At 68.7% G+C, this 12,898-nt stretch carries 13 protein-coding genes and 1 pseudogene; 6 read left to right on the forward strand and 8 right to left on the reverse strand.

Translation table 11 applies throughout. The features are described from left to right. The 3 genes and pseudogenes from RKE40_RS00005 to recR all read left to right on the forward strand — a co-directional run. Positions 1-576: pseudogene (locus RKE40_RS00005) on the forward strand (DNA polymerase III subunit gamma/tau); the annotation flags it as partial. Positions 577-594: 18 nt separating this feature from the next. Beyond that, positions 595-915, forward strand: a complete 321-nt coding sequence (locus RKE40_RS00010) for a YbaB/EbfC family nucleoid-associated protein (protein WP_066478747.1) — start codon at positions 595-597, stop codon at positions 913-915. Between the two features lie 146 nt (positions 916-1,061). Beyond that, positions 1,062-1,667 carry a recombination mediator RecR gene (recR, locus tag RKE40_RS00015; protein ID WP_316016198.1) on the forward strand — a complete coding sequence of 202 codons (606 nt, stop codon included), beginning with the start codon at positions 1,062-1,064 and terminating at the stop codon, positions 1,665-1,667. 133 nt (positions 1,668-1,800) lie between these two features. Here the strand turns inward: recR and RKE40_RS00020 are convergent, their stop codons facing one another. Then, positions 1,801-2,505, reverse strand: coding sequence for an SDR family oxidoreductase (locus RKE40_RS00020; RefSeq protein ID WP_316016199.1), 705 nt, complete (start codon positions 2,503-2,505; stop codon positions 1,801-1,803). Positions 2,506-2,634: 129 nt separating this feature from the next. Between RKE40_RS00020 and RKE40_RS00025 the strand changes: the two genes are divergently transcribed. Beyond that, complete coding sequence (locus RKE40_RS00025; protein ID WP_449248170.1) at positions 2,635-3,537, forward strand: LysR substrate-binding domain-containing protein; 903 nt, start codon at positions 2,635-2,637, stop codon at positions 3,535-3,537. An 86-nt stretch (positions 3,538-3,623) separates the two neighbouring features. Here the strand turns inward: RKE40_RS00025 and RKE40_RS00030 are convergent, their stop codons facing one another. After that, positions 3,624-4,325, reverse strand: coding sequence for an outer membrane protein (locus RKE40_RS00030; protein ID WP_316016201.1), 702 nt, complete (start codon positions 4,323-4,325; stop codon positions 3,624-3,626). A 198-nt stretch (positions 4,326-4,523) separates the two neighbouring features. Between RKE40_RS00030 and RKE40_RS00035 the strand changes: the two genes are divergently transcribed. Together RKE40_RS00035 and RKE40_RS00040 are read left to right on the forward strand one after the other, a co-directional pair. Next, the gene (locus RKE40_RS00035) at positions 4,524-5,552 is read left to right on the forward strand and encodes a YihY/virulence factor BrkB family protein (protein WP_316016202.1); all 1,029 of its coding nucleotides are present in this window, start codon (positions 4,524-4,526) and stop codon (positions 5,550-5,552) included. A gap of 161 nt (positions 5,553-5,713) precedes the next feature. After that, positions 5,714-6,577 carry a VOC family protein gene (locus RKE40_RS00040; protein WP_316016203.1) on the forward strand — a complete coding sequence of 288 codons (864 nt, stop codon included), beginning with the start codon at positions 5,714-5,716 and terminating at the stop codon, positions 6,575-6,577. A gap of 56 nt (positions 6,578-6,633) precedes the next feature. On the opposite strand, the gene cysK is transcribed toward RKE40_RS00040, so the two are convergent. The 6 genes from cysK to RKE40_RS00070 all read right to left on the reverse strand — a co-directional run bounded on the left by cysK (position 6,634) and on the right by RKE40_RS00070 (position 12,771). Beyond that, entirely contained in the window at positions 6,634-7,614 is a 981-nt protein-coding gene (gene cysK, locus RKE40_RS00045; RefSeq protein WP_316016204.1) for a cysteine synthase A, read from the reverse strand. Positions 7,615-7,702: 88 nt separating this feature from the next. Beyond that, positions 7,703-8,155 carry an RrF2 family transcriptional regulator gene (locus tag RKE40_RS00050; protein ID WP_316016205.1) on the reverse strand — a complete coding sequence of 151 codons (453 nt, stop codon included), beginning with the start codon at positions 8,153-8,155 and terminating at the stop codon, positions 7,703-7,705. After that, a complete protein-coding gene (gene dut / locus RKE40_RS00055; RefSeq protein ID WP_316016206.1) occupies positions 8,152-8,637 on the reverse strand; it encodes a dUTP diphosphatase in 486 nt (161 codons plus the stop codon). The genes RKE40_RS00050 and dut overlap by 4 nt, the downstream gene beginning before the upstream one ends. A 6-nt stretch (positions 8,638-8,643) precedes the next feature. Next, positions 8,644-9,951 carry a phosphopantothenoylcysteine decarboxylase domain-containing protein gene (locus tag RKE40_RS00060; protein ID WP_316016207.1) on the reverse strand — a complete coding sequence of 436 codons (1,308 nt, stop codon included), beginning with the start codon at positions 9,949-9,951 and terminating at the stop codon, positions 8,644-8,646. Between the two features lie 16 nt (positions 9,952-9,967). Further along, on the reverse strand, positions 9,968-11,164 hold the full coding sequence (locus RKE40_RS00065) for a GGDEF domain-containing protein (protein WP_316016452.1): 1,197 nt from the start codon (positions 11,162-11,164) through the stop codon (positions 9,968-9,970). Between the two features lie 152 nt (positions 11,165-11,316). Next, on the reverse strand, positions 11,317-12,771 hold the full coding sequence (locus RKE40_RS00070) for an AMP nucleosidase (RefSeq protein WP_316016208.1): 1,455 nt from the start codon (positions 12,769-12,771) through the stop codon (positions 11,317-11,319). Positions 12,772-12,898: the final 127 nt, after the last annotated feature.

Here is a 12,898-nt window from a genome sequence, read left to right on the forward strand (position 1 = left end):
CCCCGCGCCCACCCTCCGGCGGCGAGCACGGGCCTAGCCGCCAATCCGGCTCCAGCCGTCGCTACCGCGCCGCGCGCGTTGGCGGGTGGCCTGCCGCAGCCCCAGACCCTGGAAGACCTCGTCGCGCTCGCCTCGCGCCAGCGCGACATCACCATGAAGCTGGCGCTGGAGCGCGATGTCCGGCTGGTCAAGTTCGAGCCGGGCCGGATCGAGTTCGCGCTGGCCAATTCGAGCAACCGCCATTTCGCCACCGACCTGTCGAAGCGGCTGAAGGACTGGACCGGCCAGACCTGGTTGGTCGCCCTCGCCAACACCGAAGGCGCGCCGACCCTGCGCGAGCAGGCCGAGGCCGCGCGCGACAAGCGCGAGAGCGATGCCGCCAGCCACCCGGTGGTTCGCGCCGTTCTGGAACGCTTCCCCGGCGCCCGCATCGTCGACGTCCGCGACCCGCGTGCCGCCGAGGCCGAGCAGCAGGCGAGCGCGACGGCCGGCGACGAGTATCTGCCCGAGGCCGAGCCGCTGTTCGACGACAGCGAGCCGGATTTCGAGGGCTTCGAGTTCTGGACGGACAACTGAGCAAGAGGGAGCGCCGCGATGCGCGACATGATGGGCCTGATGAAGCAGGCGCAGGACATGCAGAAGAAGATGGCCGACATGCAGGCCCAGCTCGACACGCTCGAGTTCGAGGGCTCGGCCGGCGGCGGGCTGGTCACGGTGGTGATGACCGCCAAGAACGTGCTGAAATCGGTGAAGATCGACCCGAGCCTGATGGTCGCCGGCGAGCAGGAGATCCTCGAGGACCTCGTGATCTCCGCCTGCAACGACGCCCGCAACAAGGCCGAGCGCGCCGTCGCCGACCGGATGGCCGAGGTGACGCGCGGCCTGCCGATCCCGCCCGGCATGAAACTGTTCTGAGTCCGGCTCGCGCACCGTCATTCCGGGCAAGCGCAGCGACGTCCCGGAATCCATCGTAGAGCGCCGCGCCCCTCAATGGATTCCGGATCGGCGCCGCTTGCGCGGCTTGTCCGGAATGACGGCGCTATTCCCTATTTAGGCTCGCCATGTCCCGCACCATTGCCGGCCCCGAAATCGAGCGCCTGATCCAGCTCCTGGCGAAATTGCCGGGCTTGGGGCCGCGCTCGGCGCGGCGCGCGGCGCTGCATCTCGTCAAGAAGCGCGAGCAGTTGCTCGGCCCCCTGGCCGAAGCGATGGCGGTGGCGCGCGAACGAATCGTCGTCTGCTCGAGCTGCGGCAATGTCGACACCAGCGACCCGTGCGGGCTCTGCCGCGATCCGCGCCGCGACGACAGCGTCATCGTGGTCGTCGCGGACATCGCCGATCTCTGGGCGCTTGAGCGCTCCGGCGCGGTCGGCGGGCGCTATCACGTGCTCGGCGGCGTGCTCTCGGCGCTCGACGGCATCAGGCCGGAGAATTTGACGCTCGACGCGCTCGTCGCCCGCGCCTCGGAACCGGCGGTGAAGGAAATCATCCTAGCGCTCAACGCCACGGTCGAGGGCCAGACCACGGCGCATTTCATCACTGACCTTCTGGCGCATCTTGAGGTCAAGGTGACCAAGCTCGCCCATGGCGTGCCGGTCGGCGGCGAGCTCGACTATCTCGACGACGGCACGCTGGCAGCGGCGATCCGCCAGCGCACGGGGTTCTGAAGGCCCAGGGCGACATTCTCGGCGGGAGCGCAGCGTAGAGCCGGGAAACTCGCAACCACGAGCGGACCCTGGCGGGAGCCTCATCCGGGGCGAAATGGTCGGCTCAAGCCGACCATTACCCGCCCCCCGTCGCTCAGACCGAGCGCATCAACCCGCCATCGACGCGCAGATTCTGGCCGGTGATGTACCCGGCGCCCTCCGAAACGAGGAAGGCGACCGTTGCGGCGATCTCCTCGCTGGTGCCGTAGCGCTGCATCGGCACGCCGGCGCGGCGTTCCTCGGTCTGCGGCAGCGAATCGATCCAGCCGGGCAGGACATTGTTCATCCGGACATTGTGCTCGGCATACTGGTCGGCGAAGAGCTTGGTGTAGGCGGCGAGCCCGGCGCGGAACACCGCCGACGTCGGGAAGGTCGCTGCCGGCTCGAAGGCCCAGGCCGTCGAGATGTTGACGATCGCGCCGGATTTCTGCGCCGCCATCACCGGGGCGACGAGGCGTGTCGCGCGGATGACGTTCATCAGATAGACGTCGAGCCCGGTATGCCATTGCTCGTCGGTGATCTCGGTGATCGGCGCGCGCGGGCCATGGCCGGCGCTGTTGACGAGCGCGTCGATCCGGCCCCAGCGCGCCATGGTCTCGTCGACGAGGCGCTTGAGGTCGTCATTCGACTGGTTCGAGCCGGTGACACCGAGGCCGCCGAGCTCCGCCGCCAGCGCCTCGCCCTTGCCCGAGGAGGACAGGATCGCGACCCTAAAGCCGTCCTGAGCCAGCCGCCGCGCCGCGGCGGCACCCATGCCGCTGCCGCCTGCCGTGACGATCGCTACTTTTTCTGCTGCCATCGCGTCCACCATTCGTTTTACAAGCGGCTCCATGCACAAAGCCAGCGCCATGCACACCCTGTTCTTGGCAGCAGGCACGAGCCTTGGCCAGCGAGTTCGTCACCGCTCAGACTGTAGGAAATCTACTGGCTGATGGAACCTTCACGCCGCCTGCCCTCGCTCAATGCCCTGCGCGCCTTCGAGGCCGCCGCCCGCCATCTCAACTTCCGACTGGCAGCGGAGGAACTTGGCGTGACGCAGGGCGCCGTCGCACAGCAGGTGCGCGGCCTCGAGCGGGACCTCGCCATGCAATTATTCGAGCGGCTGCCGGGCGGTCTCGCCCTGACCAGCGCCGGCCGGGGCTATGCCGCGCAGCTTGCCCGCGCCTTCGCTGTGATCGCCGAGGCGACCTCGGCCTTGCGCCCGCAGCCGCTGCGGCTGACGATCAGCGTGACGCCGAGCTTCGCCTCGAAATGGCTGATTCCGCGCCTGCCGGCGTTCACCGCCGCCCATCCGCAGCTCGACCTGCGCATCCTCGCCAGCGACAGCCTCGCCAATTTCCAATCCGACGGGGTCGACATCGCGGTGCGGCAAGGCCGGCCGCCCTTTGGAGCCGGGTTGGTAGCCGATCTGCTGTTCCCGCAGGATGTCGTCGCCGTCTGCAGCCCCAAGCTCCGTGCCGGCGCCGCGGCCACGCTCGACGATGCCGAACTGGCGCAGCTGGTGCTACTGCATGACGGACATGACCTCTGGCCGGAATTCATCGAGCGCGCTCTCGCACGGCCGATGCCGCCGGGCATGCGGAGCATGCGCTTCAACCAGACGGCGCTGGCCCTCGATGCCGCCCTCGCCGGCCAGGGCCTGGCGCTCGCCAGCCGCTTCCTCGTCGAGCCCGACCTCGCCGCCGGCCGGCTGGTGCAGGCCTTCCCAGCGACGATGCGCGGCAGCCTCGACTTCCATGTCGTCTCGGCGCGCAAGCCGCGCCATCCGGAGCCGACCGCGATGGTCAGGTCCTGGCTGCTGGCGCAGCGCGGCCGAAGCGACGAGCCGTGAAGCCTGCGCGCATTCAGGCGACAACGCGCAAACAGGAAGGCCGCGCTTGCGGCGCGGCCTCGTCGATTCCCGGAGTGGGCGGCGGATCAGAACTTGTAGGCGACGCTGGCGCGGACGGCGTGCGAAGTCGGCTCATGCTCGGCAGTCAGGCCGAGATAGGCGTTTCTCGCGACGAAATCGAAATTGCCATAATCGGTGTAGCGATAGTCGAGGCCGAAGATGAGATTGTCGGTCCAGGCAAAGTTGACGCCGCCGCCGACGGTCCAGCCGGTCCGGGAGAACCTGCCATTCTCGCCGAAGCCGAGCGCCGGGTTGAAGTAGCCGTATTCGAAGCGGCTGAAGGCGGCGCCGGCGGCGCCGTAGATCATGAAGCGGTCGAAGGAATAGCCGATGCGGCCGCGCACCGAGCCCTGCCAGTCCTGCTCGACCCTGAACAGCCCGCTGCGCTGATCGCGACCATTGATCGCCTCGATATCGCCTTCGACGCCGAGGACCACCGAGCCGATCTGGTAGTTGAAGCCGGCATGGACGCCGCCGATGAAGGAGGACGGGCTGTAGTCGAAGGAGATACCGACCGGCACGCGGCCGACCGTGGTGTAGAGGTTCTGTCGATCGGAGCCCCAGGAGTAGCCAGCCTGGCCGCCGACATAGAAGCCGGTCCAGCTGTAGAGCGGCGGCAGGGCCGGAGCGAGCGGCAGGTACTTGCTCGACGGCAGATCGGCGGACAGAGCAGCACCGCTGCCGAGCAGGAGGAAGGTCGCGACGGTGGCTTTGAGGAGCGTCTTCATCGGGCACTCTGGTCGTAGAAGGAGATGGGGCAGTTCGCCCCGCCTTTCGCGCCGTTTAAGACGCGCTGGCCTGCCACGATAAGAAACCGTTAAGGTTAACAAAGCTCTAAGCAGATTATTCGAGCGTCAGGAGCTGGAACGATCCGGGTCGCCCGGCGTTCCCGGCAGGCGGGGCCGCATCGATCGGCGGAGACGGGCATGGCGTATCTGAAACGAATCACCGGCGCTGCCGGATTGGCGGCGCTGGCGCTCGGCTATGTCCACGCGACCTTCACCCGTCGCGTCCGCGATCCCTTGCGCCAGGCGCGCCGCGGCCGCGGCGCCGCCTCCCCGATCGCCCTCCCCTGGCGCGGCTGGAAGGACGTGCTGGGCCGCTTCATCGTCCGCATCCAGGAGGCGCGCGTGCTCTCGCTCGCCGGCGCCGTCGCCTTCTTCACCTTGCTCTCGCTGGTCCCGGCGCTGTCGCTGCTGGTCACGATCTATGGCGGGATGACAGATCCCGCGACCATCGCCGCGCAGCTCGACGATCTCACTTTAGTCTTCCCGGAAGCAGCGCGCGAACTGATCCGCGAGCAGGCCGTACGGCTTGCGGGCCGCGATGCAGCAAGCCTGTCGCTGACCTTCCTCATCAGCTTTGCGGTGGCGACCTGGAGCGCGAATGCCGCGGTGAAGGCGATCTTCGACGCGCTCAACATCATCTATGGCGCGCGCGAGCAGCGCGGCTTCCTGAAGCTCAACCTGATCTCGCTGGCGACCACGCTGAGCGGGCTCCTGCTGCTCGTCCTGGCGCTGACCGCGATCGCCAGCCTGCCGGTGGTGACGGCCCTCTTCCCCTTCGGCCACGAGCTGGAGACCATCGTGCGCCTCGCCCGCTGGCCGGCCTTCTTCGTGATCGGCACGATCGCGATCGGCTGCCTCTACTGGATCGGCCCCGACCGCAAGCCGCCGCGCTTCGCCTGGGTCCTGCCCGGTGCGGCAGTCGCCTCGCTGCTCTGGGCGGCGACGTCGAGCGCCTTCTCCTGGTATGTCAGCACGCTCGGCAACTACACCGCGACCTATGGCTCGCTGGCGACCGTGGTGGTCTTCATGACCTGGCTCTGGCTCTCGGCGACGATCGTGCTTGCCGGCGCCGAACTCAATGCCGAGCTGGAGCAGCAGAGCCGGCATGGCGCCGCGATTCCGCCGACCGCGCAACTGGCGCGGAGGGTCGCCGGGCGCGGCCGCTGAGGGCTCCGAAGCGGACCGTGCGCCCGCGAAAGGCGGAGCTGGCGCAAGCTTCGATTGCAACTGCGCAATCTCGGATTTGCCGCGCCCGGGGACGACAAGAGGGGGCTGAAGCACCATTTTAGGCCTAGGCGGCATTGGCCGCAGTCATTTCGGAGCCCGCCATGGCCGTCACCACAACCACCCAGCCCCGCGCCAACGAGTCCCTCGACGCCCCCGTCCATATCGGCACGGTCAGCCTGCGCGTGCGCGACTTGCCCGGCCTGACCGCCTTCTATCGCGACGCGATCGGCCTTTCCGTGATCAGCGAGAATGAGCGGGAAAGCGTGCTCGGGGCCGGCGGGGTGCCGCTGGTCAGGCTGGAAGCGGGCGCGCAAGCGCCCTCCTCAGCCGCGGGCCTGTTCCACCTCGCGCTATTGCTGCCCTCCCGAGCCGATCTCGCCAACTGGCTCGGCCAAGCCGCAAGCCGGCGCCTGCCGCTCGAGGGAGCCTCAGATCACCTCGTCAGCGAGGCGCTCTACCTTTCCGATCCAGAGGGCAACGGCATCGAGATCTATCGCGACCGCAGCCGGACGGAATGGCCGCGCGGACCGGGGGGCGAGATCAAGATGGCGACCGACCGGCTTGATCTCGACGCCTTGCTGCGCGAGGCCGACGCTGGCGACTATGCCGGCATGCCCGCCGGAACGGTGATGGGCCATATCCATCTGCGCGTCGGCGACGTCGCGGGCGCCGAGGCCTTCTATCGCGACAAGCTCGGCTTCGAGGTGATGGTGCACTATCCCGGCGCGGCCTTCATGGCGACCGGCGGCTACCACCACCATATCGCGGCCAATATCTGGCACAGCCGAGGGGCCGGGCCGCGCCGGGCGAATGAGGCCGGGCTTTCGCGCTTCGAACTCGTGGCCCGTGACGATGCGGCCTATGCCGGCCTGCGCGAGCACATTCTGGCGGCCGGCGGCGACGAGGCCGGCGGCGCGCCGGGGATCGCCGACCCCTGGGGCAACCGGGTCGAACTCAGCCGCTGACGAAAAAGGGCGCCTTCCCTCTCCGGAAAGGCGCCCTGCTTTCGTTGGGAAGCGTCTCAGAGACCTTCGAACAGCGCGCTCGAAATGTAGCGCTCGGCGAAGGAAGGGACGATCACGACGATCTTCTTGCCGGCGTTCTCCGGCCGGGCGCCGATCTCGAGCGCGGCGGCGATCGCCGCACCCGAGGAGATGCCGGCCGGGATGCCCTCGCTCTTGGCGAGCGCACGCGCCGTCTCGAAGGCGGTCTGGTTGCCGACGGTCACGACCTCGTCGATGACGCCGCGGTCGAGGATGCCGGGCACGAAGCCGGCGCCGATGCCCTGGATCTTGTGCGGGCCGGGCTGGCCGCCGGAGAGCACCGGCGAATCCTCGGGCTCGACCGCGACGATCTTCACGCCGGGCTTACGCGCCTTCAGCACCTGGCCGACGCCGGTGATGGTGCCGCCCGTGCCGACGCCGGAGACGAAGATGTCGACGTCGCCATTGGTGTCGTTCCAGACCTCCTCGGCCGTCGTCTTGCGATGGATCGCCGGGTTCGCGGGATTCTCGAACTGCTGCGGGATGATCGCGCCGGGAATCTCGGCCTTGAGCTCCTCGGCCTTGGCGATGGCGCCGCGCATGCCGCCGGGGCCGGGGGTCAGCACCAGCTCGGCACCGAGCAGGGCGAGCATCTTGCGGCGCTCGATCGACATGGTTTCCGGCATGACCAGGATCAGCCGGTAGCCGCGCGCGGCGGCGACGAAGGCGAGCGCGATGCCGGTATTGCCGGAGGTCGGCTCGATCAGCGTGCCGCCGGGCTTCAGCGCGCCGGAGGCCTCCAGCGCATCGACCATGCTGACGCCGATACGGTCCTTGACGCTCGAGATCGGGTTGAAGAATTCGAGCTTGGCGAGGATCGTGGCCTTGACCCCGCGCTCGGCAGGAAGCCGGTTCAGCCGCACCAGCGGCGTATCGCCGATCGTGTCGGTGATCGAGTCATAGACCCGGCCACGGCCGGGTGTCGGGACTGGGTTGAGCTTCTGCGCGGCGTCGGCCATGGCGGCCTCCCTGAGTCAAGATCAGTAGGTTCGACGACAGGCTAGCATCAAATTACAGAATCTGTCGAGAAACAGATAAATTTACATTCTATATTGTAAAATCTGCGCCAATATCCTTGCCGGCCGCCGCGGCGAGGCTTTCAGCCTGCTGGCAGAGCTCGGCCACGGTGACCGCGTCGAGCGCCGCAAGGCACGCGTCGAGCGCGCTCTGGACAGCCGGACCGACGACGCTCTCGACCAGGGGCGAGCGCGGCAGCGGCGGCAGGTTCTCCTCAGAATTGGCCTGCATTGCGGCACGGACGATCGCGCCTGCAGTGATGCGCCTACGCTCTCGGGCGAGTTCATAGCCGCCGCGCGGGCCGCGCACACCCTTGAGGATGCCGGCCTTGACCAGCGCCTGCAGCATCGTCTCGAGATGGCGCGGCGGCAATTCGTGGCGGGCAGCGAGCGCCTTGGCCGCGACCGGAGCCGGGCGGGCATGCAGCGCGATATCGACCACCGCTGCGATGGCGAGCAGGCTGCGGCGCGAGAGCTGGATCATGACCGGGCCTCGCGGGCAGAGGAGGCCACCGGATCCGTCACCCCGGTCGAGCCGAAGCCGCCGGCACCACGAACTGTGTCGTCGAGCAGTTGCACCTCGACGAGCCTGGCCTGCGCCACCGGCGCGACGATCAGCTGGGCGATGCGGTCGCCATGGCGGATGATGAATGTCTCCTGCCCAAGATTGACGAGGAGGACCTGAACCTCGCCGCGATAGTCGGCGTCGATCGTGCCGGGCGCGTTGAGGACGGTCACGCCATGGCGCAGCGCCAGCCCCGAACGCGGCCGGACCTGTCCTTCGCTGCCCGGCGGCAGCGCAAGAACCAGTCCGGTCGGCACAAGACCGCGCGCACCCGGCGCCATTTCCAGATCGCCGGCCGGCAAGGCGGCCCGCAGGTCGAGCCCGGCGGCGCCTTGCGTCTCATAGGCCGGCAGCGGCAGATCCTGCGCATGCGGCAGGCGCTTTATGCGGACGGGCTCCATCGGCGCTCAGCCCTTGTCCGCCAGCAGGGCGGCGAGATGCTCGACCAGCCGCGCCGCGACCTCGGCCTTGGGCAGGGTCGGCCAGCTCTCGACGGCATCGGCGGTGACGAGATGGACGGTGTTGGCGTCGCCGCCCATGACGCCGGTCCCGCCGACATCATTGGCGACGATCAGGTCGCAACCCTTCTTCGCCAGCTTGGCGCGGGCATAGGCGATGACGTTCTGCGTCTCGGCCGCGAAGCCGACGACCAGCTGCGGCCGGTCGATCTCGCGGGCCGCGATGGTCGCGAGGATGTCGGGATTTTCGACGAGGGCCAGGCTCGGCGTGCCGTGCTCGCCCTTCTTCATCTTCTGGTCGGCTGCCCCGGCGACGCGCCAGTCGGCGACGGCGGCCGCGAAGATCGCGATATCGGCCGGCAGCGCCTGTTCGGTGGCGTCCAGCATGTCGCGGGCACTCTCGACATGGATGGTCGTGACGCCCGCAGGATCGGGAATGCCCACCGGACCGGAGATCAGCGTGACCTCGGCGCCGGCAGCGGCCGCGGCGGCAGCGATGGCGTGGCCCTGCTTGCCGGAGGAGCGGTTGGCGATATAGCGCACCGGGTCGATCGGCTCATGGGTCGGCCCGGAGGTGACGAGCACGCGCTTGCCCGCCAGCGCCCGGCCAAGCGCCGTGCCCTGGCCCGGCAGGCGGCCGAGAAAGCCTATCGAAGGCGGCTGGCGCTGCTCGCCGGCCAGTGCCTGCTCGATCGCCGCCAGGATCTCGTGCGGCTCGGCCATCCGGCCCGGCCCGCTCTCGCCGCGCTCGGCCATGGCGCCGGAATTCGGGCCGACGACGAGGACTCCATCCTTCTGCAGCAGCGCCATGTTACGGCGGGTCGCCGGATGCTGCCACATCCGCGGATTCATCGCCGGGGCGATCAGGATGCGCTTGTCGGTCGCCAGAAGCCCAGTGGAGGCGAGATCGTCGGCATGGCCGTTCGCCATCTTGGCGATCAGGTCGGCGGTGGCGGGGGCGACGACCAGGAGGTCGGTCGAGCGCGACAGCGCGATATGGCCGATATCGGCCTCGTCGGTCAGCGAGAACAGGTCGGTGAAGCAGCGCTCGCCGGCGAGCGTGCCGACCGCGAGCGGCGTGACGAACTGCTCGCCCGCGCGCGTCAAGATGCAACGGCTGGCGATGCCGCGATCCTTCAGCCGCCGGATCAGTTCCAGGCACTTATAGGCGGCGATGCCGCCACCGATGATCAGCAGGATGGAGCGGGAAGCAGACAAGGGCGGGCTCCTGGGCCAGGACGGCCCGTGTCGTAGCATCCGGCGGGCCGGGATGTCATCGGGGCGCCGGGGCGGAGGAAGCTCCCAGGGCTGCCGCGCTGACCGCTCCCGGTACCGGACTCGCGGCCGCATCATCGGCGACCGCGCAGTCCCGGCCGCCCGCCTTGGCGAGGTAGAGGCGGCGGTCGGCACGGGTAAAGAGCTCGGAAAGCGAGTCCCCAGGCTGGTGTTCCGCGATCCCGAAGCTCGCCGTGACCGCGCCACCGCTCGGCGCAAAGGAAACGACCAGGCCGGACAGTCCGCTGCGCGCCCGCTCCGCCAACGCCTGGCCGGCGGCTTCTGCCGCTCCCGGCAGCAGGATCGCGAATTCCTCGCCGCCGATCCGCGCGACCAGATCGTTCTCGTGGCTCAGACGGCGCAGGAGCCTTCCGAACGCGCTCAGCACCTCGTCGCCGGCGCCATGGCCATGGCTGTCGTTGATCCGCTTGAAATGGTCGAGATCGCAGACGAGCAGCGCACAGGGCGCATCTCCCGTGGCAGCGAGCACGGCGCCGGCGCGCTGCTCGAAGGCGCGTCGGTTGAGCAGGCCGGTCAGGCCGTCGCTGTCGCGCTCGCGGCGCAGATCGTCGATCACGTCGGACAGCGTCGCCGCCAGCAACGCCGTCGCCAAGGCGGCGCCGAGCACGGCAAGCGACAAATGCATCGCCTGCCAGAACAGCGAGTCCTGGAAGATCCTGACATCCCCCGGCGCCTCCACGCCGATCGTCAGGATGGTGCGTGGAAAGAAGTGCAGGCCGAAGACGAACAGCACCCAGAACAGCACCCGGTCGACCGGTCGGCCACGCATCAGAGGTGTCAGCTGCAGGCTCGAGACCAGGAGGACGAAACCGTAGCCGAAGTTCTGCAGATAGACGCGCGCCAGCAGGTTCGGCACGAGATAGGCGAAATACCAGAGGCCGCCCATCACCGCTGCGAAGGCGCACAGATGCCAGGCCCGCCCGAGCCGCTTGCCGGAGCGGCGTAGCACGCCTTCGGCTGCGACCTGGACGGCCAGCGTGTAGAACACTCCCGACAGAACGGCGTTCGCCGGCACCGATGGCGGCCAGAAGAAGACCTGGATCGTCACTGCGATCGCGAACAGCGCCGGAGCCGCGGCCAGCAGCAGGAGATAGTGGCGCCTCCGCTCGATCACCCAGGCCCAGAGGAAGGCGAGACTGAAAACGCATAGAACGGCCGGCCCGATCAGGGCCATCGTCACTCCGGACTCCAATTCCCCTGCGATCCTTCCTGCAAGCGGCGAAGCGTGCGGCGGCTATGGCTTGCGCGAGAAGAAATGCCCAGCGATGGCGATGCGGGGCAGCCCTGCGCCCCGCGCCGACACGATCGGCCAGCAGGCCGCCACTCTCAACGGAAGGGCGGCTCGTCGAAGCTCCTGAGCTTGCGCGAATGGATCGAGGAGCCGGCCTCTTTCAGGCGTTCCAGCGCGGCGAGGCCGATCTTCAGATGCTCGCTCACCGCCCGCTCATAGAAGGCGTTAGCGGCGCCGGGCAGCTTGATCTCGCCATGGAGCGGCTTGTCGGAGACGCAGAGCAAGGTGCCGTAGGGCACGCGCAAACGGTAACCCTGGGCGGCGATGGTGCCCGATTCCATGTCGACGCCGATGGCGCGAGAGAGGTTGATGCGCTTGCGCTCCTTGGTCCAGCGCAGCTCCCAGTTGCGGTCGTCCTGCGTCACCACGGTGCCGGTGCGCAGGCGCTGCTTCAGCCGGTCGCCCTTCTCGCCGGTGACGGCGGCGGCGGCCTCCTGCAAGGCGACCTGGACCTCGGCCAATGCCGGGATCGGGATGTCCGGCGGGACGAGCTCGTCGAGAATGCCGTCCTGGCGCAGATAGGCGTGGGCGAGGACGTAGTCGCCGATGATCTGGGTCTGGCGCAGGCCGCCGCAATGGCCGACCATCAGCCAGCAATTCGGCCTGAGCACCGCGAGATGGTCGGTGATATTCTTGGCGTTGGAAGGACCGACGCCGATATTGACCAGCGTCACCCCCTCCCCCTTCGCCCGGATCAGGTGATAGGCCGGCATCTGGAAACGGTGCCAGGGCGCGGACATCACCCGCTCGGCGGCGCTGACGTCGATGCCCTCACGCTCGATGCGGACGCCGCCCGGCGCAACCAAGGCCAGCGCCGTGCCGGCCTCGATCTCGGCCAGGGCCAGCCGGACGAACTGGTCGACATAGCGGTGATAATTGGTCAGCAGCACCCAGGGCTGGACCGCGCGCCAGTCGGTACCGGTGTAGTGGACAAGGCGGCGCAGTGAATAGTCGACCCTGACCGCATCGAAGAGCGAAAGCGGGCGCGGCTCGCCCTCGATGATGTCGAACGAGCCGTCGGCGACCTCGTCGCCGACCAGCGAGAGCAGCGGCGTCGGGAAATGCCGGGCCAGCTCGGCCGGGCTGACCTTGCCGCGACCGAGCTCATCGCCGCCGTCGAGGGCGTAAGGGTACGGGATCTCCTGTGCGCTGACACCGGTCTCGATGGTGGCGCCGTATTCCTCGACCAGCGGCCGGAGTTGATCGAGCAGATAGGCGCGGAACTCGGCCGGATGCGTCACTGTCGTCGAATAGACGCCGGGCATGGCGAATTTGGCGTAGCCGCGCCGCGTCGCCGCCGGAAGCTTCGACGGCTCGTAGGTGACGCGCAGCATCGGATAGCGGTAGAGCGCGCGCTCTTCCGGCGTCGGCGGCTCCTGCGTGGTGAAGAAGCGCTGCAGGTCGTCGCACAGAGCCTGCTTCGCCTGGCTGTAGAGCGCCTCGAGCCGGTCGACGGCGGCTTCGGGGGTGGCGGCGATCTCGAATGTCATGTCGCGGGAAAGTCTCCGGTTCAGGTGCCCGTCGCAGCGACGGGCGGCCGGCCTGCTGACGAGGCCTGTCTTGCGATCCTGCCACGCTCCGCGCTTCGCAGCCATGCCGGCGATGCGCGCCGGCCAG

Origin of the sequence: Allobosea rubneri (assembly GCF_032464875.1) — a bacterium.
In the GTDB taxonomy this organism is placed as follows: domain Bacteria; phylum Pseudomonadota; class Alphaproteobacteria; order Rhizobiales; family Beijerinckiaceae; genus Allobosea; species Allobosea rubneri.

Coding starts and splice junctions, on each gene's coding strand:
- dut (WP_316016206.1), bottom strand. CDS start 8,637: ATGGAGCCCGTCCGCATAAAGCGCCTGCCGCATGCGCAGGATCTGCCG.
- RKE40_RS00035 (WP_316016202.1), top strand. CDS start 4,524: ATGGCGTATCTGAAACGAATCACCGGCGCTGCCGGATTGGCGGCGCTG.
- RKE40_RS00060 (WP_316016207.1), bottom strand. CDS start 9,951: ATGCTACGACACGGGCCGTCCTGGCCCAGGAGCCCGCCCTTGTCTGCT.
- RKE40_RS00030 (WP_316016201.1), bottom strand. CDS start 4,325: ATGAAGACGCTCCTCAAAGCCACCGTCGCGACCTTCCTCCTGCTCGGC.
- cysK (WP_316016204.1), bottom strand. CDS start 7,614: ATGGCCGACGCCGCGCAGAAGCTCAACCCAGTCCCGACACCCGGCCGT.
- RKE40_RS00010 (WP_066478747.1), top strand. CDS start 595: ATGCGCGACATGATGGGCCTGATGAAGCAGGCGCAGGACATGCAGAAG.
- recR (WP_316016198.1), top strand. CDS start 1,062: ATGTCCCGCACCATTGCCGGCCCCGAAATCGAGCGCCTGATCCAGCTC.
- RKE40_RS00050 (WP_316016205.1), bottom strand. CDS start 8,155: ATGATCCAGCTCTCGCGCCGCAGCCTGCTCGCCATCGCAGCGGTGGTC.
- RKE40_RS00020 (WP_316016199.1), bottom strand. CDS start 2,505: ATGGCAGCAGAAAAAGTAGCGATCGTCACGGCAGGCGGCAGCGGCATG.
- RKE40_RS00040 (WP_316016203.1), top strand. CDS start 5,714: ATGGCCGTCACCACAACCACCCAGCCCCGCGCCAACGAGTCCCTCGAC.
- RKE40_RS00065 (WP_316016452.1), bottom strand. CDS start 11,164: ATGGCCCTGATCGGGCCGGCCGTTCTATGCGTTTTCAGTCTCGCCTTC.
- RKE40_RS00070 (WP_316016208.1), bottom strand. CDS start 12,771: ATGACATTCGAGATCGCCGCCACCCCCGAAGCCGCCGTCGACCGGCTC.